Raw genomic sequence first — 17,997 nt, forward strand, 5'->3', positions numbered from 1 at the left:
TTGAAATCTATCTGCGCCACTTGGCTCCTTTGGTCTGTCAACAACGGATGGTCGAATGCACCGACGAGCACCTGCCTGGCCTTGCGATGTAACTGCCTGATGTAGACGTCTTTGATCTGGCCGTGCTCGACGTAACGGCCAGACTTACGTCCATATCCTGCGGTCTCACCGACGTAAAGGAACGAAGAAGCACCATAACAAGTCCCGATGTGGCGGGAGGGATCGACCAAACGTCTCAACCAAGAGCACCCGGTGTCCCCACGTATCAACCCAGTCTGCACTCAAACGTCGCAGTGCCTTTGACATCACAGCGGATGCAGTGTTGGGACGCCTACCAGCAGGCAGAATACAGAATCGTTGGTTCGATGCGACGAAACGTAACCTGCGTTGCTGGAGATCTCTCGTCCAGCCGATGAACCGATCACGAGGTCCACACGATAGTGCGGGTGACGCGAACCCGAGCAGTGCTACCCACCCGCCACAGGAGTCCGTCGCTACATAGCGCATCGTCTCACCGACCATCCGGTGGCCAAGCCAGTGATGCTCGTCGAGTTCCGCATCGAACCTATTGGCGTCACCGACGCTTATCGGAGCAACGCTCAATCCCACAAACCACTCATCTCGCATCCGATGAACTTAGCATTACCAGGACGAACGCGCCAATCGACACATAACACTGCAGGTCACAGCCATAGGGCTTCGACTATGAAAAGGCCGTGGTTAGGCGTGGCACCTGATGGCTACCCGAATGCTCCCGCGTCCGAGACTGTCCGAAAACTCCAGATTCGGTGTCCGAAATGAGCGAAATGTGCACTCATACAGCCATTGCAGCCCCAAATACCCCTACTGAACTGGGGTTGTGGGCCCTCCATGGGAGTCCGGGCATCCACATGAATGTCAATAGAGCCACTTGAGAGCCAATGGGTCAGTCTCTCCGCCGAGTCCACTCTAGCAACCGCCTCCAAGACCGCGAAAGCGCCCTCCCAGCAATACCTCAACAACGCCAACTCTTTCAAACCCGCTCATAGCTTATCAATTGGTCAATCATTCGGCACAGCAGCGGAGCCAGGTTCTCCAAACCTGACCTCACCAGAGATCTCGCTTTTGGTAAGCTTGCCGTAGCATGGCCCACTTAGTCAGGGAAACTGGCAGTGGAAGCCTGATACCAGCGTTGTCGAGGAGTTCGGAGTAAGGCGTTGTCCAAGTGACTAAGGACATCAGGATGAATTCGTTGTGACCTCTAACTCTTTCTCCATTCCGACGATATTTGACGTTCCGGACGTCCAGATACTCGATACTGATCACATCATCAATACGTTGAAGACTGCTGCAAGGAACGGGATGCTTATAACATCACCGGGCCGTATCTATGCATCACGCCACGTCTACGACGAGATTTATCAGGCTGATAAGCTCGGCAACGCCAATAAGTTCGAGAAACTAGCTAGTCAGTCGATTCATGAAGGTTGGAGTACTACTTCCGATAAGTTCCAGAGCGTATTCGAAAATGACTATCTCCCCACCATCGTGTTCGTCGACGTCGGCAACCTCTTCGTCGATCACGATTACGCGATGCGAGTACGCGAAAAGGACCACAAGGACGTTCCAACAGCTCAGTTGTCAGTGCTACTGTCTGGAGTCAGTAGGATCGTCTATTCGCTCGACAAATCTTTGAAAAGGGCTGAATTATCGCCTCCGAACCTCCCAGACGTGTTGGATGCTCGGGAGGCGGCCGACCTCGCAAACGTCTCAGTGTTCGGTGCGTCGGCGACTGGAGCAGGTATATCCATCGGCATCAATGAAGGGACCAAGGCGTTAGCGGGCTGGCTCAAGCTGCCACAATGGTTAGTCGTGATCGCTGCGATCGGGATCGGTATAGCGATTCTACGAAAACCAGAGCGCAGGCGCAGTTTCATTGACGCAGTGGCGCCTATTGGTGAGTTTCTGCTTGAGACTATAGAGCAGCGTTCATCAGCAGAGGCCGTACTCGATTCAGCAGTCCTTCCAGCCAACACCATCGGGCTTGGGATTGAGCAAGCCGTCGCGGCACTGCTCGTGCAGGTTCCAGTTGGCCAGGGATTACTCGTACGCGAGATCATGGAACAACTACCGCAAACCGGATACCCTGCCAACGGGCTCAAACAAACAGAATTAAGATCGATCCTGGAAGCCACTCCCTGCTTCGTACGAGTGCAGCGCTATCGTTGGCAGCTTGGGCAAGTCCTGGGTGGTCAACTACCAGTGGGAATGGAGTAAGGTGGCTGATCCAGATCGACCAGACAGAGACATCGACCTCGTTTTTATTACTGGGGCAGGGGCAAGCTGCGAATTCGGTATCGGTGGGAACAAGTTGCCGCTCATGAGCGAGTGGTCTGATGCTCTTGTTGACAAGCTCTTCAAAAAGGAAGCCTCATATCTAGAGGCGACTGGATTGACCAAGCAGCTTTCGGGACCTAGATTCGAGCAGACACTTGGGCACTTCCTACGCGTTGTGCAGGCTTTTCCAACGATTGAATCGATCCTGGAGCCGAGTCGGCAATTCCAAACTATTGAAGGTCTCCGCAATGACAACGTGCTTAAGGAGTGGCACTCCTCGACAAACTTTCACTTGCAGGCTATCGTCAAATTGATCCACGAATCGCTCTATGAGTCATTTGGTAGTAATCGCATCGATTATGAAGGCGCCACCAGAGCCTACGAGGCGCTGTTTTCGCAGTTAGGAATCGGCAGAACTCAACGTCTGGTCTATGCCACCACCAACTACGACTCAATTGGCGAATACGTACTGGATCAACTTGGCTGGCTCCCGGATTGGGGAACGCCACACAACAGTCAAACTAACGGTGGAGAGCAACCCCTAAGGGTTGAAGGCCTGCTCGACGGGATACCTAGGTATGCGCCTGTCTTGCACCTTCATGGTAGCATCGGGTGGTTCCAGCGCGAGGACGAAGCAATCTCCAACAGCAGTACCAGCTACAACGAAAACTTTGGCATCCCGATGATCATGCTCCCCGATCCTGACAAGGATTACGGCTCCTACCCACTCATCGCTTCCCTCTGGAGCGAGTTCCAAACCGCTCTTCGACGCGCAAAGCAGATTCTTGTTCTCGGGCATTCCCTTAATGACAAGGCGTTAGTCACGGCATTGCGAGACAACGTTGACCGTCAAGAACGTATCGCTATCACTGTGTATGATTCTGGATCCGACGGATCAACAAGTCCCCTACGCGAGGAGCTTGCCTCCGCGATAAGCATACCGCTTCACTTTGCAAGAGACATGGGATCGATCACAACCAAGCTCAACGAGTGGCAGGAGCGCCTTGATCAGGCTCTTCGGAAAGAACCGGCATGAGCGCCGCCTGCGAGTTGAGTAGCCGCTGTTGTCCGACAAGAGAAAGGGCTATCGCGTACAGGATGCGAGGGTCGCACTTCGGGACGGGCTACAAGACAAACTATGCAAGAAGTGGGGTTGCTGTCCTACAGACGACACTAGGTCCAGACTGGCAACGCCGGAAGTTCACGTGCCTCAGAATCGTATCGTATGGCGAATCTACCAAGGAGAGCTTTGGTATGACTTTCTGGGCATCTAACGAGGTTTCCAACCCATGACTGAGCCCCAAGAACTGGTCTCACGACGCATTCGAAGAGAATTTCAAGAGCACTTGGTGAGCTGGACGCTCAGAGATATCCGTGGCTTCTTTGATGACGAGGGCTTCACTCCTGGTCCCGAAGTACCGGGAGTAAAAGGTGAGCGTCGCGGACTGGTCGCCAGCTATTATACCGAAATTGACTGGCGTAGCCCTAGCCAGGTCCGACGATTCCTCAACGTTATACAAACCGTTCTGATGAACACCCACTCCGATTTCCGAGAGAAACTGACGAACACCCTGCGACTGGATGGCTACTCGGTTGAAGACGACTTTCGAATACATGGAGGACCACTTGACAAGACGAAGGCAGCAGAACTTCCAGTAGCTGCCTTATCGGACCCGTCGGCAATCTGGGAACATATGCAACGCATCAACGACGCGATGGATCGCGACCCTGCCGCAGCCATTAGCGGCGCCAAAGCGCTCATCGAGTCCACCACCAAACTGGTACTAGACGAGTTGGGGCGGGAATATGATCCGAAAGCCGATATCCCTGAGTTAGTGAAGCTCGCTCAGACGGCGTTACGGCTTCATCCCTCTCAAGTTGCTCCAAGCGCCAAAGGGGCAGCTACCACCATACGCATCCTCTCCAACCTGAGTCAGCTCGCAATCGGAGTTGCGGAACTACGTAACGAGTACGGCGCTGACCATGGACGTTCAGCACCTATTGTCGGCCTGGGCCACCGCCAAGTCCACTTAGCAGTCGGCGCGGCTAGGGTCTACTGCCAGCTACTCTTGGAAACCCTTGGGGATCCTAAGGCTCCGTGGAGGGTCAAGCCCGAGAGTTGACTACCCTAAACTCTCCGTGCCAGCTCCCTTGACGATTCACTTTCGAGGAGCAGTCGACACTGGTGAGTGAAAACGAGGCTTGCTGGCTCGTCCTGCTTGAGAATGCTCGCGGCGGTAGTTGTTAAGTAAGTGTAAATGGCTACGAGGTAGAGTAGCCACTCTGCTCGGTCCCTCGAGAGACACCAAACTAACTCACTTCGGTCACCGCGACTGTCAAACATGAAGTCGACACCATACATGTGGACGGTAGCAGAGGTTGTGCTCCACGCCGCCCGGATCCACTCCATATGCGGCTGCTTTGCAAGCTTATTAATGGTGCCTTGTGCATGGTTGCACATTTCGCTCATTTCGGACACCGAATCCGGAGTTTTCGGACAGTCTCGGACGGGGAGCATTCGGGTAGTCATCGGGTGCCACGCTTAACCCCTACCTCACCTCCTTTCTGGTGATGCGTTCTTGGTCGGTGACCCATCGTTCTTGGACGGCCCCTTGAGCGTGGTCCATTTAGCTCGTGAAATACCACTTTCTTTCTACTTCAACGGTTTAAGCAAGACTCTTTCGGAATTCACGGACCTGACTGGCTAATTTCTCGACGCGATCTCTGTCGACTTTGTTTTCGAAGACACCACCCGCTTTGAGGTAGGTTCCGACGATCGCTCCATCAGCGATGCTCAATTGTTCGGCGACGTTATCGGCTCCGACCCCAGTGTTGACAAAGACCGGGACGTCGCCCGCTGCTGACTTAACGAGCGCGAGCGACTGGGTGTCGGTCGGTGCTCCTGCGGTGAGGCCCGAGACGCAGATAGCATCGGGGAGCGTGGCAAAGACGGTCGTCTCTGTGATCGAACGAAGGTCGCGGTCACCCAAGTACTTGGCAGACTCAGGAACGATATTGAAGAGAAGCTTGACATTGGACCCACCGACTCGCGCTCTATGGCGCGCCACTTCGCCGATGTTGGTATCCCACAATCCGAAATCACTTGCATAGACCCCAGTGAAGATTTCACGGACATACTGTGCGCCCGTGGCAACGGCGAGATCAATAGAGGCGCGTCCGTCCCACAATACATTCACACCATAGGGGATGTGGATCGAACTGAGAAGTTCACCCAAGATTCGCGCCATGGTTATGGCTGTAATGGGTTCTGTTTTGGTGAGATATGGAAGACTAAACTCGTTTGAAACCAGAATGCCGTCAACACCGCCCTCTTGAAGATCGTCGAGTTCCTCGCGCGCGCGTTTAATCACCGCCGAAAGCCCGGCCTTGGTATCAAACCCCGGATCGCCAGGAAGCGCACTTAAGTGGAGCATTGCGATTACAGGTTTCTGGACGTGAAAGACCTCATCAAGCCACATGTTCATAGCAATCCTTCCTAAGGTTTGGGAATCCTGACATAGGTTGTGCAGTACCTATGTTATCTAGCAACACTGATTAGCCCTGCACATGATGTAAATTAACAAAAGGGTAACAAACGCTGTGAACTTGTGACATGTGTGTGCTAGAGTTGATGTCATGACAACGGAGACCCGCCGGGCACTCATCGAAGAAAGCGTCATGACCAGAGGCGAAATCGACTTCATGTCGCTTGCATCTGAGTTCAACGTCTCGGAAATGACGATTCGTCGGGATATTATGAGGCTCGAAGAGAAGGGCGTGGTTCGTCGTGTGGTCGGAGGGGCAATAGCCCTTGTCGGTAAGGCAACAGAGCCGCCGTTTGAGGCTAGAGCTACTGTGGCTGCCGAAGGTAAAGCTCATATCGCCGAAGTGGCGGTAGCACTGCTGCAGCCACACGAAACAGTCATCCTTGACAGCGGTAGTACCGTTCTTGCAGTTGCTAAGGCGATTAAGGGAAAATCTCTAGCTCTAACCGTGGTGACGCCAAGCATCCTGGTGGCGATAGAGCTTGTTAATGAACCGGAGACCGTCGTGTTACTCACGGGTGGGGAGGTCCGCAGTGGAGAACTTAGCATGATAGGCGTCGAAACCGAAGAAGCTTTCGCTAGGTATAACTGTGACGTCTACATCATGGGAGTGGCGGGAGTTGACGCGGACCATGGCGTCTCGGACTATCACAGGGAAGAGGGTAGCGTGAAGCGCGCTGCAGTCAAGGCCGCCGATCGCGTCATTGTCGTAGCTGACGAATCGAAGCTCGGACGCGTTCAGCTGATGAATGTGGCACCATTTAGCACAATCGAAGCGTTAGTGACTGATGGTCACCCGGAGCATCCGGTGCTTCAAGCCGCGAGAGATGCTGGGGTCGACGTGGTTTGCGTAACAAAGGCTCGAGATTCACACGGTGAACTTGATGGGTAAATTCACCATTGGCATCGACATCGGTACCACTGGGACAAAGATAGTTCTATTCGATGTCGACCTCGGTATAGTTGGTCAGGCGAATCGAGAGGCGAGTCAATTTTCGCCCCAGCCAGGCTACTCAGAGGCCGATCCGAGTCAGTGGCTGGTGAATGCCGTGGATTCGATAAGAGAGGTAGTGGCGAGCGCTCACGCGCGTCCAGAGGATGTTATTGCTATCGCAACCTCCGGGATGGTGCCTGCCGTGATCCCTGTCGACAATAATGGGGCTCCCCTGCGACGCGCCATTCTACAAAACGATGCACGTGCAGTCGAAGAGGTCGGCCACCTTACTTCCTTGCTTTCGGCGGTTGACTTGGTTTCCCTTACCGGTTCCGCGCTCACTCAGCAATCCGTCGCGCCGACAGCTGCTTGGCTGATGTCACATGAACCCGACATTTGGACCCAAACATCTCATCTTGTCGGTTCATACGACTGGGTACTGATGGCGCTAGGTGCAGAGCCACATGTCGAGCGTAACTGGGCATTGGAATCGGGTCTATTCACATTGGAGTCGGAGCAGCTCACCGAAGTGCTACAAGCGACGGGCTTGGATTCTAGCCTTCTGCCGCCGGTGTACTCGCCAGGGCAACGAGTAGGAACTTTGAGCGCTGCCGCAGCTGAGCGCACTGGCCTGGCAACAGGCACGCCGCTCATTGTCGGGGGGGCGGACCACGTGCTATCTGCCTTTGCCGCAGGAGTGGAGAGCGAGGGTGACTGTTTAGTCAAGCTTGGTGGGGCTGGCGACATACTTGTAGCTAGCGATCGGCCAATCGTGGATTCCCGAATTTATCTTGACGCCCATCCGATCCCGGGTAGGTGGTTACCCAACGGTTGCATGGCTACCAGTGGGAGCTTGGTTCGATGGTATCAATCAGTCATTGGAGGGGAGAAGCTCGACATCCTCGACCAAGAAGCTGCAGGCCGATCAGCTGCTGAAGTTCTGTGCCTGCCGTATTTTCTAGGGGAAAAAAGTCCCATCCACGATGCGGACCTGCGAGGTGCTTTCGTTGGCCTCCATCTCGGGCATACCCGGGCGGATCTTTATAGATCCGTGTTGGAAGGGATCGCATTCGGCTTTCGGCATCACGCAGAAGTCTTCCGTGAGATTGGCATTCACCTAGACCGGGTGATCATCACAAATGGTGGCAGTAAATCAACCCTTTGGAAACAGATCCACGCTGAAGTGCTGGGGACCGAGTTGATTCCGATCATGAACCATCCGGGTGCATCACTCGGTGCTGCACTTGTTGCGGCTGTTGGAGTTGGTGCTATTAGCGATTGGGCTGAAGCAAAGAAATTCCTCTCCTTTGGTCCACCAGTGATCCCCGAACCCTCAAGAGTCAAGACCTACGAAGCCGCATACAACGAATGGCGTGAACTTGACTTGGCCATCACGCCGATTTCGCACTCAATATCAAGGAGAACACGCACATGACCAAGACCGTAGTTATTACAGGGGCAGGTTCCGGTATCGGAAGACACATTGCCATCGTGCTCGCGCAGCGAGGATGGCAGATCGTGGTCGCTGACATCAACGAGGATGGCGCCCGCGCGACGGCGGCTGACCTTGATTCAAGAAACGGCCAGCTGCACGAGCATGCGATTCTGGACGTAAGTGACCCTCACAAAGCCCGACAAGTTGCAGACGATGTTGCAAGTCGCCTTGGTCTCGATGCGTGGGTGAGCAATGCGGGCGTCTCTTACATGCAAAGGTTTCTGGATACCCCGATTGAGTCCTATGACAAAACCTTGGAAGTCAACCTGAAAGGGGTCTTTGTCTGTGGTCAGGCCGCTGCTCGTGCTATGGTCCGAATCGGAGCTAAGGGTGCGATCGTTAACACCGCTTCCATGGCGGGAAAACAGGGCAGAGTACCGTACTTGGCTGACTATGTTGCCTCGAAGTTTGGTGTAGTCGGATTAACTCAAGCGATGGCCTTCGAGCTCGCCGAATACGGGATTACTGTAAATAGTGTATGTCCAGGATATGTAGTCACTCCTATGCAAGAGCGAGAAATGACATGGGAAGCTCAGTTGCGAGGAATTACTCCAGATAAAGTGCGCCAACTCTACATTAATGATACTCCGCTTCGCAAACTCGAACAACCCGATGACGTCGCTAATGTGGTCGCGTTTCTTCTTTCGGACGATGCCCGATTCATCACGGGAGAAGCAGTTGCAGTAAATGGGGGAGCTTACATGGATTGAAGAGAGTCGTTGCAATCCTTATGCTCTTGTTGAGTCCGTAAGCATAGCGCAATGACTCCCTCAACCGAAAGAAGGGTCTTGTTCACGCGAGAATACCACGATGTTATAGGTCGCACGGTTTACACAATCTGATTATAAAAAAGGGGGGTGCAGTCGTATTCGATGATTATCAGAAGATATTTATCCATATTATCAGTGTTAGTATGACCGTCGAAAACCGGGAGATAGGCCTTCGGTTCTATCAAACCCATAGCATTTGGAGGAACACGGCATGTCAATAAGTGAAACATCAGTCGAGTCAATTAGCCCAGGGTTGCGAAGCTCTGCTTCATTGCGGCGTGGGGCAATGAATCGAGTAGAGGCCTTTACCTCGAGCGTCGCGGCAATAGCACCTGCTATCAGCGTCTTAACTGTGTTCGGCGCAATTTTTGCGGCCGCTGGTTTGGCGTCGCCGCTTGTTCTGTTGTTAGCGGTAGTCGCTTTCGCATTTCATATAAATACTGTAGCGGAATATAATCGGGTAGCACCCAGCCCAGGGTTCTACGTATCGTACATTGCAAGAGCCTTAGGCGTAACTACTGGCACCCTTACCGCTGTGGTTTATGGCGTAGGTGAGCTGATCTTGCTTGGTGCGGCAATATTTGGACCGGCTTTGTGGGATCAGGAAGTGATTCGTCTCCTGACAGGCTACACACCTGGCTGGTGGTTGCTACTCTTGATCCAAGGTGCCATTGGAGCTATAGTCGTAGCATTTGGTGTCGTATTTTCCGTCCGTGTTATAGCAACTTTGTTCGCTCTTGAGTTGTTAACAGTGGTCGGCGGAATAATTGCTATTCTGGTGACCCATTCCGCTTATATAGCAGTTAGTGCGCGAGCGTTTAATCCCGCTAACATTCACGATGGAGCCACTGGATTTGGTGTTGCCTTTGTGTTGTGTATCTTGATGTTTAGCGGATGCAGTGCATCGGCTCCAATGTCTGATGAGATGGAAAATCCGAGACACAATATTCCTATTGCAGTTTACTCTGCGCTTGCCATTGCAGGACTTATCTTTGTTGCTGCGGCCTGGGCGCAGGTTGTCGGTTTTGAGGGCAATGTGGGTCCGATGCTTAAGACAAATTTTCCGTTTATCACAGCAGCGGGTAATTCTGCTCACTGGTTGACATATCTTATTTATTTTTCAGGCATAACCAGTGGGCTAGGGGTGACTGTAGCAACTCTGAACGCGGCAAGTCGTTTGTACTTTAATATGAGTCGGGAGCGATTACTTCCCGCCGTAATGGGAGCGGTAGCACGGGTTCGAAAGACACCGTGGATAGCTATTGGGGTTGCTACTGGGTTAACTTTACTCACCATGGTTGTGTACACATTGATTGCCGGGGGCCTGAGTTACAATGGTGGATACACGGGATACGGTCAGATCGCGACCTTAGGGACGGACTTAGTAATCGTTGTCTACATATTGGCGAATGTTGGGTTACCATTTTTCTACCGGCGGCAGGCACCGGAATTGTTTTCGTGGTTAAGGCATGTGCTAGCCCCTTTGTTAGCCATAGTGTTGCTTGCCTATCCGTTCTGGGAGACCATCAAGCCGAACCAGGCTGGTGCTGTGGGTTGGTGGTGGCTCGTAGTTGTGGTACTGATTGGATTGGGAGTGGTGGCCGGACTTGTTGCGAAACGCAGGAAGTTGCCTGTCGGGGATTATGAGTCTTCGGAGGTCATGCCGGATAATGTCCATAGCTAGAATTGCTTGGCCGGCCTTAGTTGTTGCTGGTTAAGGCGGATTTGTGGCGCATTGGTGAACAATAGGGCTGCAAGCGACGTAGGTGCGTTTCCCTGACGATCTTGTCGAGTGCCCCCTAGAGGTATGAACAAAACCTGTGTATGGCCTCCGGATGAGCTTGGAGGAAAAAGTTTGAGGTGAGTGACCTGGTTGGGTGGGATTTCCTACTGAAATGTCAGTAAGAAAAAAACAACAATCAGAAGGGAAATCCCATCACCATGATAACCCCTGAGTTTTCGGACAAGCCCACCGTCGTCGTAACTGATGCCGTAACCGAGCTGTTGCGCGTGCATGCTCGGCACCTGATCGCTACTGCTCTCGAACTCGAGGTGACCCAAGTCCATGAAGAGCTCAAAAGCGCAGGTAGAGACGTTGTGCGCAATGGTTACCTGCCGGAGGGATCGGTCACGACCGCAGTCGGCGACGTCGAGGTTGAGATACCGAGAATCCGCTTTCGTGATTGAAACTACTCACAGCACGGCACACACTACTTCTTAACAGCAAGGAGACTGGTAGACATGGGGAAAGAGAGAAAGGTTCGAAGAAAGTTTGACCCGTATTTCAAAAATGGCGAGGGCATGCTTGTCGAGCTAGGGAATCGATCCGTCCAGCAGGTAGCCCAGGAGTTGGATAGTTCGAGAAGCGATGGCCCGAAGTCTCCCAGCGGCAGTGATCGCTCCGTCCCATCGCCGATCGATCGAGGTGATAATGTTGCGGTGCTGTGTGTAGCTTACGAGCGTCCTATATTCGGTAGGTTTTGCCGCACCCTGCTCCCACCGGCGGAACTGGGCGAGCTGGTGGGCAGAGATCCCTCGTGCTTTCAGAGCCTCGGATTTGGATGCGCGCAATTGGCCCAGCCGTTCGATAGCGCTCACCAGTGCAGCATTGGCCACCAGCCAAGTGCGAAGGGCACTCTCTCGTTGCACATGCAGTTCTCTAAGACGAGGGTTAGAGTTGCCGGTCATACCTACAGCGGCGAATAGGCGGAAAGTTGCCAAGCAGAGCCACATGGGCGAGCTTGCCGGCCTCAACCAAGCAACTCCCAGATCAGAAGGGTCTCGGTCCAGCTAACTCCTCTTCCAAGATGTCGTTGCCCATCTGACGCTCGAAGGCCTGCCGGATTAGACCCATCACGTAGGGAAGGTCGTCCAGATTAGACAGCCCTACCTCGCAGTCCCCGTTTCCTAACCGCCCGATGCTGGTCACGTCACGGGACATGCCCTTGGGATCATAGAGCTCCGGGAAAGGAATGTTCAGCGAGAGCAGCAGTCGAGCGGCCTGTGGGACAACGTCCACGAAGTTGGTCTCAGCCTTATATGCCACGTAGAGCTTTAGAAACTCCTCGGTGACACACGGATCCAGACCCAACACCTCCCTGCGAAGTGCCTCAAAGAGCGCCCGGCTGCTTTTGCCTTCTGCTAGGTGGACGTGATCCAAGATTGAATACGACGGCGTCGTCCTCTTCGATGGTGGCCTATACCTACTGACCACCTCTCTGTCAAGGTCTGGCGAACTCCAGACCTTGACAGCAATACTGGCGAGATCGTGCGCACGCTCGTCGATGGCATCCTCGTTCCACCGTTCAATAGATCCCAGTCCCTGGTTCAGTCTGAGTGGGCTCTCTTTGAAGCCGCCCTTCATGTCACGCTTCTCTGTGAACTGCCGATCGCTGTACTCACTGTTGTACCCCGTTAGTGTTAGATTTCCCAGGGTGTGGAGTTTCTGTTGGTGTACCCGTTCCCACTCGGGACCGAGTTCACTACGCCAGGCATCTGAGAGGTTGTCATTCTGGGGCATGATGTGCTCGATGGTGTACTCATCGACCGGCACGCGTTCCTTACGACCGAAGTTCTCGAGGCGGCGAAGCCAATAGCTACGGCGGGGATTGTTGTAGAGATCCCGGGTCATCAGCTCACGCTTGAACTCTTCATCTGATGGAAACCTGCGGTAAGACGGCAGGAGCATGAAGGCAGCCATCGCACTCTCGACATAGTGATTCTTGTCCAATTCTCTACTGAAGGTGGCGAAGGTTTTATTGAGTGAGTTGGTCGGTATCGCGCAGACGGCGCGGCGAAACACATACGACTCGACCATCCGGATGATGTCGACAAAGTCCGACTGGCTCAACCGATGGGAGGCGTAATCGTCGTACAGCTCCAATAGAAGCGGATAGGCGACGTCGACCTTGAGCTCTCGCAGATCCTGGAACGCCTCGGCTAAGGTGCGGTCGACCTCACGGCCCAGAGCCATGGCACAGTAGTAGCTCGCAAAGGATCGGATATCCGCAACAAGCTTATCTACCCCTTCCTCCTGGACAGGAGGGCGCCGGGAGTACGCTTTGAACGCTTCGTAGACGGCCCGGACGTTGGGAATCTCTCCCGTCTTGACGGTCAGATAGTCACGCATGAAGCGGTCGAAGTGGATACCATAGGCCTCCTGGCCAAAATTGAGTTCCATCGGTCGCCAGTGGTCCTCGTACAAGGCTGTCTGGTGACCTGGCTCCAACCCCATCAAGACATAATTGCGAATGAGGTCGGCCTGGCTCAGCTCTCGCCCGGTCGAGTTCATGCTCTCGAAGATCAGTTGCGGATTATCCTGCTCCCGATTGAGAGCGACGTCGACCAAGATCAGCTTGCTAAGACCATGGCATAGCACTGCGACATCCTTGAGCTTTTCGATCAAGCTGCTGAAGAGATCAAAATTATCCTTGATTCGCAGAGAATACTGATCTGGTAGTGCCTTTTGCCGTAGTAGGGCCTTTAAACTTTCCCGGTCTGTCTGGGTCAGCAGCAGCTTGTAGCCGCGCTCTCCCTCCTCGACATCGTTGTAAAGGTAATAATGACGAATCTTCTTCGCAGAGAAGCCGTCCACGGGCTCGGAATCGCCAACATGACGAGCTAACGCCTCCAGCAGAAGAGTGAGGGACGTTAGTCTCTGTTGTCCGTCGATAACAAGCAAAGGTGTCTGACTGGACACCTGATAGAGACCCTTCTCGATATAGACGACCGATCCAATAAAATGAGCCTTGATTGCATCGTCGCCGCCAGACCGCAGGATATCATCCCATAACTGTCGGCACTCGACGTCAGTCCAGCTGTAGGTGCGCTGATAAATGGGGATGGCAAACTGCGAGGACTTCTGCATGAATTGTAGAGCGCTTGTTTCGGTCGCTTTCATTTTGGATTCTCCTCTGGTTTGACTTTAAAGGTACACGCCCGATCAGATCATCCCTTGTCCGCCGGGCAGATTAGCGACAAGGCAAACGTCGACGAAGTGGGAATCGGGCCTTTGTACCCTGAAACTCGACTATCTCATTTCCAATAAGGGTCAACAATAAACACGCAGCATCTCCATCATTTCGTTCGCAAATGAAGTCAGACTTTGAGCAAATAGTAACCGCCGAATGCGCAGGGTCAGGTCGAGTGCGGTTTCTCAGCTGGACACACTTGGCCTCACGGATGACGACCTCAGCACCTGGATTACCGCTCGATTGCTCTCAATGTTTTGATAGTGGTTTTCTCATCAGTGCCAATCTGAACACTTCTCTCGCTCACATTCCCCGAGCTCTTAGCGAGCCTGGCAGCCTCTTTGATTGCTAAGTTGGCTCGCCTCCAGTGCCCGAGTTGCTCGATGCTACCGACGTTTGACTCCTTGCCAATGACTGTGTGACTCTCGACGTGCCAACGCTCCCGATATGCCGCGACGGTCGCGAAATGTGCCAACCAGACCTCACGGTGCACTGGATCGGTTGGTGTCTCTCCAAGCTGTTGGATCCATTCAGCATTCTTTGCCATGGCCCTCTCAACAAGCACACGAGCACGTTGCTCGATAGCCGCTTCGCGCTCGTGTAATGCCTGCTCTAAGTCTGGATCGCTTACTTTCATGGCCTTTGGGATGAGACCCGCAATGAGATTTGTCGCTCCCATCCGTCGGCTTCCATGCTTGTGCGTCCAACTCGTTACTCGGTTAGCCAACACCGCCGCTACGTCCTCAACATCATCGAGTTGGCGCGCTGTAGCGAGTACTGGGAAGTCACGCTCGATGTCGAGCCCGCGAGCTTCTGCGCCTCTTAGGGCTGCAAGCAACGGTCCATAAGCCGGACTCTGTCGAATGGCTACCAGGTGTTCATCCGTTAGTCCCGAGCGAGCAAGCAAGTCGTTCCACCGCTCCTCTTCGGCGATTCTTGCGATCGTCTCATACTCCCCATGGAGTCGGATGATCCCCTCTGCTTCCTCGTGTTCTTTCCGGATCATCTCATGGGCTCCCAGCTCTGATCCCTGATTGGCAAGACAGGTGATAAGGACTTGGCGAGCGGATTGTACTTCGGTCGTCCCCTCATGTGCAGTCGCGGGATCTGGGTCATAATGGGTATCGACATAGAGGAGGTTGGCCTCTCTCCCTCTCGTAGCTGCGACATAGAGAACCTCTCGTGGAGTTGTACTGGTGATCATCGCGTGGGCGGTATCGAGAGTTCGTCCCTGTGCACGATACGCTGTCGTGGCATAGGCCAACTCGACGTGTTGGGCCACATAGTCAGACGGCAATGTGACTTCGCCTCTTCCTCCAAGGCGCCTGATGGTCATAGTGCCGTCGTTACTGGTCGCCATAACCTGCCAACGATCACCGTTCTTCACCCACCCCTTGCCGGTTGTGAGTAGGCGATTGTTCTCTCGGGTTACGACCTCATCACCAACACCTGCAATAGTCCCATCGGCAAGGCTCAACCCCGACTCTGCTACCTCACCTGAGAGCACCCTGTCTGCTCTGGCTCGATTGTTCAACTCGGTAACCGTATCGGCGTCTCCTGCAAGCATGAGTGAGTCCTTGCCTGCTGTGACGTCGCTTCTCCAAGCCTGATAGAGTGCCTCGAGCAACTCCTCGCGCTCACCCTCTTTGATCCTTTGGTGCGTCTCATAGGCATCGATCGCCTCCTCGTTGCCAACCCGTAGCTCCATGCTCGCCGTTCTCTCCCAGGCATGGACAAAGCGGCGCACATCGCTCAAGGTTGCCACCATATCTCCTCGCTCTCGAACCAGGGATCCAAACATCCCACCGGCTGTAATGCTCGAGATCTGAGCCGGATCTCCGACCAGTAACACCTTGGCATTGGCCTCTCGGGCTGCACTGACGAGTTCATCTAGGGCAAAGGTTCCAATAAGAGAGGCCTCATCGATGATGACCAACTGACCGGGGTGAAAGCGCCATCGGGTGAGCAGCCCGTCTAGCCTTTCGATCTCTCTTTGATGAGCACTCCTTTGTTCTGAGTCACCTCCAGGGATCTGGGCAGCACTTGCCAGACGATCCCGTTCTGCCTGTCTCGTGGCGCTTTGTCGCCACTCATGGAGCCACTTAGCGGTGTTCTCGGTCTCGATACCAAGCTCATCGGCTAACACCTGGGCAGCCGTTGCCGATGGAGCTAGCCCAATAACACTCCCCGGTCCATGTTCTAGCTCCCAAGCAGTACGAAGGCCAGCCATCGTCGTCGTCTTACCGGTACCGGCGGGTCCAACGAGTAGATCAAGGCGACGAGTGGAGGTGGCGATCACCTCAACCGCCAGGGCCTGATCGGAGCTCATCGTAAAGTCTCTCCCTGCTAGCTTCACCTCAGTTACGGCTTTGACGGTGCCGACTTGGACAACAGGAGCATCGAGGGATCGTGAGGCCCGAAACAGATCTGCCTCGGCATCCAAGAGGGTTGCGGTTGTATAGAGATAGCGCTCCTTTGGTCGCATCCGAGAGGTACCGTCTGCTCTTTGAAACCGCTCTGGTAGGTGATAGAGCTCAGGTGAGCTGATCTGGATCGCCTCGCCCAGGGCGATCTCTGTCGTTCGCTCTGCAACCGCTACCCGGTCGTCGGGGCTGACAAAGCGTAACCCCTGGAGTTGGCGATGGACCTCGGCTAGGACGTTTGTGCGCCCAAAGGTGGCGTGACGCTCTGAGACCCCCTCGAGGGCCAAGCTCGCAACTTCTTGGAGCATCTCTTTACTGAGATCGCCGGCACGAAGTAGTGGCAACTCATTGCGATTCGCCAAGCTGGCAACGAAGGTAGTTGGGTCATCATCGAGGTAGCGGGCTGCTCGCTGACACCAGTCATTTGTCATCTCGGCGAGGCTTCGATGTACCTTGTCCTGGCGAGTCTCGAGGTTCGCCTGTTGGGCGAGGCGTACCGATTCGACCGCACTTGGGGTTCGTCCATGAGCGAGAGTGAATTGCTCTACGAGGTGTGCCTTGTGTTCTCTGACCGCCGCTACCCGCTGTGAGAACTCTTCCATGAGATCTATTGGCACTCCTATCATCTCAGACTTTGACATCCCACCTGGGGTCACTCTCTCTTCCCAACCAACCCCGAGGGCCTCGGTGAGAAGGTCAGACAATACCCCTTCGTGCATCACGCCGAGGGTCACGATGGACTTATAGAGTCCACTCCCATCGAGGGTTCGCCACTTGCCATCAGAGATCGACTTGGCTCTGTTCCAGACGATGACATGGTCGTGGAGCTGTGGATCACCAGCTCGGCTGTCATAGTGGGTAAAGCTTGCAGCACTAATGCCGGTGACGTCCTCTCGGAGGACACCGTTCTTACCAGAGCGCGAGTGAATCACTTCACGTTCTGCATAGGCAAGGACATAGTCGATGGCTCGTTGATGACAGCGATAGATAATTGCTTTGGTCTCCGGATCGGCTAAGGCCCAGGCGACAGAGACGGATTTAGAGGGTGAGAAGGTGAGATCGAAACCAGCTACTGGCTTGCCGATCTTCTTTTCTGCTTGGGCCTCTTCAGCCTTGATCGTTTCGATCGCCAAGGCTCGATCCTCCCCTGTGAGGGTCTCTGGTAACCTGGCAACTTTGGCCTTGATCCGATCGCTCATACTCACCCGTCGGATTCGTAACGCCTGTCCAACTGGATCACCAGTGAGGGGATCAGCAACGAGTCCAAGCATGTTCCACAGCTGGGATTCGGTGACCTCTGAGTCGTGCTCGATCCCCTTTCCCTCTCCGAGATCAGCCAGACCCCTACCCTTCCATCGACCCGGTGGGGTGCCAGACTCTGCGTAGTAACGGGTTAGTTCTGAGCTCTGATCTCCTCGGCCATCGCCAACGGCGATCGAGTCCATGAGGTACTTATAACCCTGGCCGAGGGAGAGCTTGCGAATGGTGAGCATGGGAGTGTTCCTTTGGTCAAGGGGTGCCGAGTACGCCCTTGTTGGAGGGGC

General features: G+C 54.1%; 12 protein-coding genes and 1 pseudogene. 8 read left to right on the forward strand and 5 right to left on the reverse strand.

Going from position 1 to position 17,997, the window contains the following annotated elements:
• Nucleotides 1-165: 165 nt before the first annotated feature.
• On the reverse strand, nt 166-627 hold the full coding sequence (locus tag FEAC_RS13485) for a Druantia anti-phage system protein DruA (RefSeq protein ID WP_052566518.1): 462 nt from the start codon (nt 625-627) through the stop codon (nt 166-168).
• A gap of 606 nt (nt 628-1,233) precedes the next feature.
• Here FEAC_RS13485 and FEAC_RS13495 point away from each other — a divergent pair.
• From FEAC_RS13495 to FEAC_RS13505, 3 genes are all read left to right on the forward strand, one after another.
• The gene (locus tag FEAC_RS13495; protein ID WP_035391591.1) at nt 1,234-2,256 is read left to right on the forward strand and encodes a PIN domain-containing protein; all 1,023 of its coding nucleotides are present in this window, start codon (nt 1,234-1,236) and stop codon (nt 2,254-2,256) included.
• A 1-nt stretch (nt 2,257) separates the two neighbouring features.
• Entirely contained in the window at nt 2,258-3,352 is a 1,095-nt protein-coding gene (locus FEAC_RS13500) for an SIR2 family protein (protein WP_035391592.1), read from the forward strand.
• 253 nt (nt 3,353-3,605) lie between these two features.
• Nucleotides 3,606-4,439, forward strand: a complete 834-nt coding sequence (locus tag FEAC_RS13505; RefSeq protein WP_052566519.1) for an abortive infection family protein — start codon at nt 3,606-3,608, stop codon at nt 4,437-4,439.
• Between the two features lie 543 nt (nt 4,440-4,982).
• Here the strand turns inward: FEAC_RS13505 and FEAC_RS13515 are convergent.
• Nucleotides 4,983-5,801 (reverse strand): BtpA family protein, encoded by an 819-nt coding sequence (locus tag FEAC_RS13515; RefSeq protein ID WP_035391595.1) that lies wholly within the window; start codon nt 5,799-5,801, stop codon nt 4,983-4,985.
• Nucleotides 5,802-5,952: 151 nt separating this feature from the next.
• Between FEAC_RS13515 and FEAC_RS13520 the strand changes: the two genes are divergently transcribed.
• The 5 genes and pseudogenes from FEAC_RS13520 to FEAC_RS13540 all read left to right on the forward strand — a co-directional run.
• Nucleotides 5,953-6,753, forward strand: a complete 801-nt coding sequence (locus FEAC_RS13520) for a DeoR/GlpR family DNA-binding transcription regulator (protein WP_035391606.1) — start codon at nt 5,953-5,955, stop codon at nt 6,751-6,753.
• Complete coding sequence (locus FEAC_RS13525) at nt 6,746-8,230, forward strand: FGGY-family carbohydrate kinase (protein ID WP_035391596.1); 1,485 nt, start codon at nt 6,746-6,748, stop codon at nt 8,228-8,230. The genes FEAC_RS13520 and FEAC_RS13525 overlap by 8 nt, the downstream gene beginning before the upstream one ends.
• The gene (locus FEAC_RS13530) at nt 8,227-9,000 is read left to right on the forward strand and encodes an SDR family NAD(P)-dependent oxidoreductase (protein WP_035391598.1); all 774 of its coding nucleotides are present in this window, start codon (nt 8,227-8,229) and stop codon (nt 8,998-9,000) included. Before FEAC_RS13525 ends, FEAC_RS13530 begins: the two co-directional genes overlap by 4 nt.
• 271 nt (nt 9,001-9,271) lie before the next feature.
• Entirely contained in the window at nt 9,272-10,744 is a 1,473-nt protein-coding gene (locus tag FEAC_RS13535; RefSeq protein ID WP_035391600.1) for an APC family permease, read from the forward strand.
• 251 nt (nt 10,745-10,995) lie between these two features.
• Nucleotides 10,996-11,244: pseudogene (locus FEAC_RS13540) on the forward strand (IS256 family transposase); the annotation flags it as partial.
• Between the two features lie 129 nt (nt 11,245-11,373).
• On the opposite strand, the gene FEAC_RS13545 reads toward FEAC_RS13540, so the two are convergent.
• From FEAC_RS13545 to mobF, 3 genes are all read right to left on the reverse strand, one after another.
• Nucleotides 11,374-11,781 carry a hypothetical protein gene (locus tag FEAC_RS13545; RefSeq protein ID WP_152623272.1) on the reverse strand — a complete coding sequence of 136 codons (408 nt, stop codon included), beginning with the start codon at nt 11,779-11,781 and terminating at the stop codon, nt 11,374-11,376.
• 49 nt (nt 11,782-11,830) lie between these two features.
• On the reverse strand, nt 11,831-13,960 hold the full coding sequence (locus FEAC_RS13550) for a DUF262 and DUF1524 domain-containing protein (protein ID WP_035391603.1): 2,130 nt from the start codon (nt 13,958-13,960) through the stop codon (nt 11,831-11,833).
• A gap of 302 nt (nt 13,961-14,262) precedes the next feature.
• The gene (gene mobF, locus FEAC_RS13555; RefSeq protein WP_052566526.1) at nt 14,263-17,946 is read right to left on the reverse strand and encodes a MobF family relaxase; all 3,684 of its coding nucleotides are present in this window, start codon (nt 17,944-17,946) and stop codon (nt 14,263-14,265) included.
• Between the last annotated feature and the right edge of the window lie 51 nt (nt 17,947-17,997).

Source organism: Ferrimicrobium acidiphilum DSM 19497 (genome assembly GCF_000949255.1).
Classification (GTDB): domain Bacteria; phylum Actinomycetota; class Acidimicrobiia; order Acidimicrobiales; family Acidimicrobiaceae; genus Ferrimicrobium; species Ferrimicrobium acidiphilum.

Coding starts and splice junctions, on each gene's coding strand:
- FEAC_RS13525 (WP_035391596.1), top strand. CDS start 6,746: ATGGGTAAATTCACCATTGGCATCGACATCGGTACCACTGGGACAAAG.
- FEAC_RS13550 (WP_035391603.1), bottom strand. CDS start 13,960: ATGAAAGCGACCGAAACAAGCGCTCTACAATTCATGCAGAAGTCCTCG.
- FEAC_RS13485 (WP_052566518.1), bottom strand. CDS start 627: ATGCGAGATGAGTGGTTTGTGGGATTGAGCGTTGCTCCGATAAGCGTC.
- mobF (WP_052566526.1), bottom strand. CDS start 17,946: ATGCTCACCATTCGCAAGCTCTCCCTCGGCCAGGGTTATAAGTACCTC.
- FEAC_RS13520 (WP_035391606.1), top strand. CDS start 5,953: ATGACAACGGAGACCCGCCGGGCACTCATCGAAGAAAGCGTCATGACC.
- FEAC_RS13530 (WP_035391598.1), top strand. CDS start 8,227: ATGACCAAGACCGTAGTTATTACAGGGGCAGGTTCCGGTATCGGAAGA.
- FEAC_RS13535 (WP_035391600.1), top strand. CDS start 9,272: ATGTCAATAAGTGAAACATCAGTCGAGTCAATTAGCCCAGGGTTGCGA.
- FEAC_RS13505 (WP_052566519.1), top strand. CDS start 3,606: ATGACTGAGCCCCAAGAACTGGTCTCACGACGCATTCGAAGAGAATTT.
- FEAC_RS13515 (WP_035391595.1), bottom strand. CDS start 5,801: ATGAACATGTGGCTTGATGAGGTCTTTCACGTCCAGAAACCTGTAATC.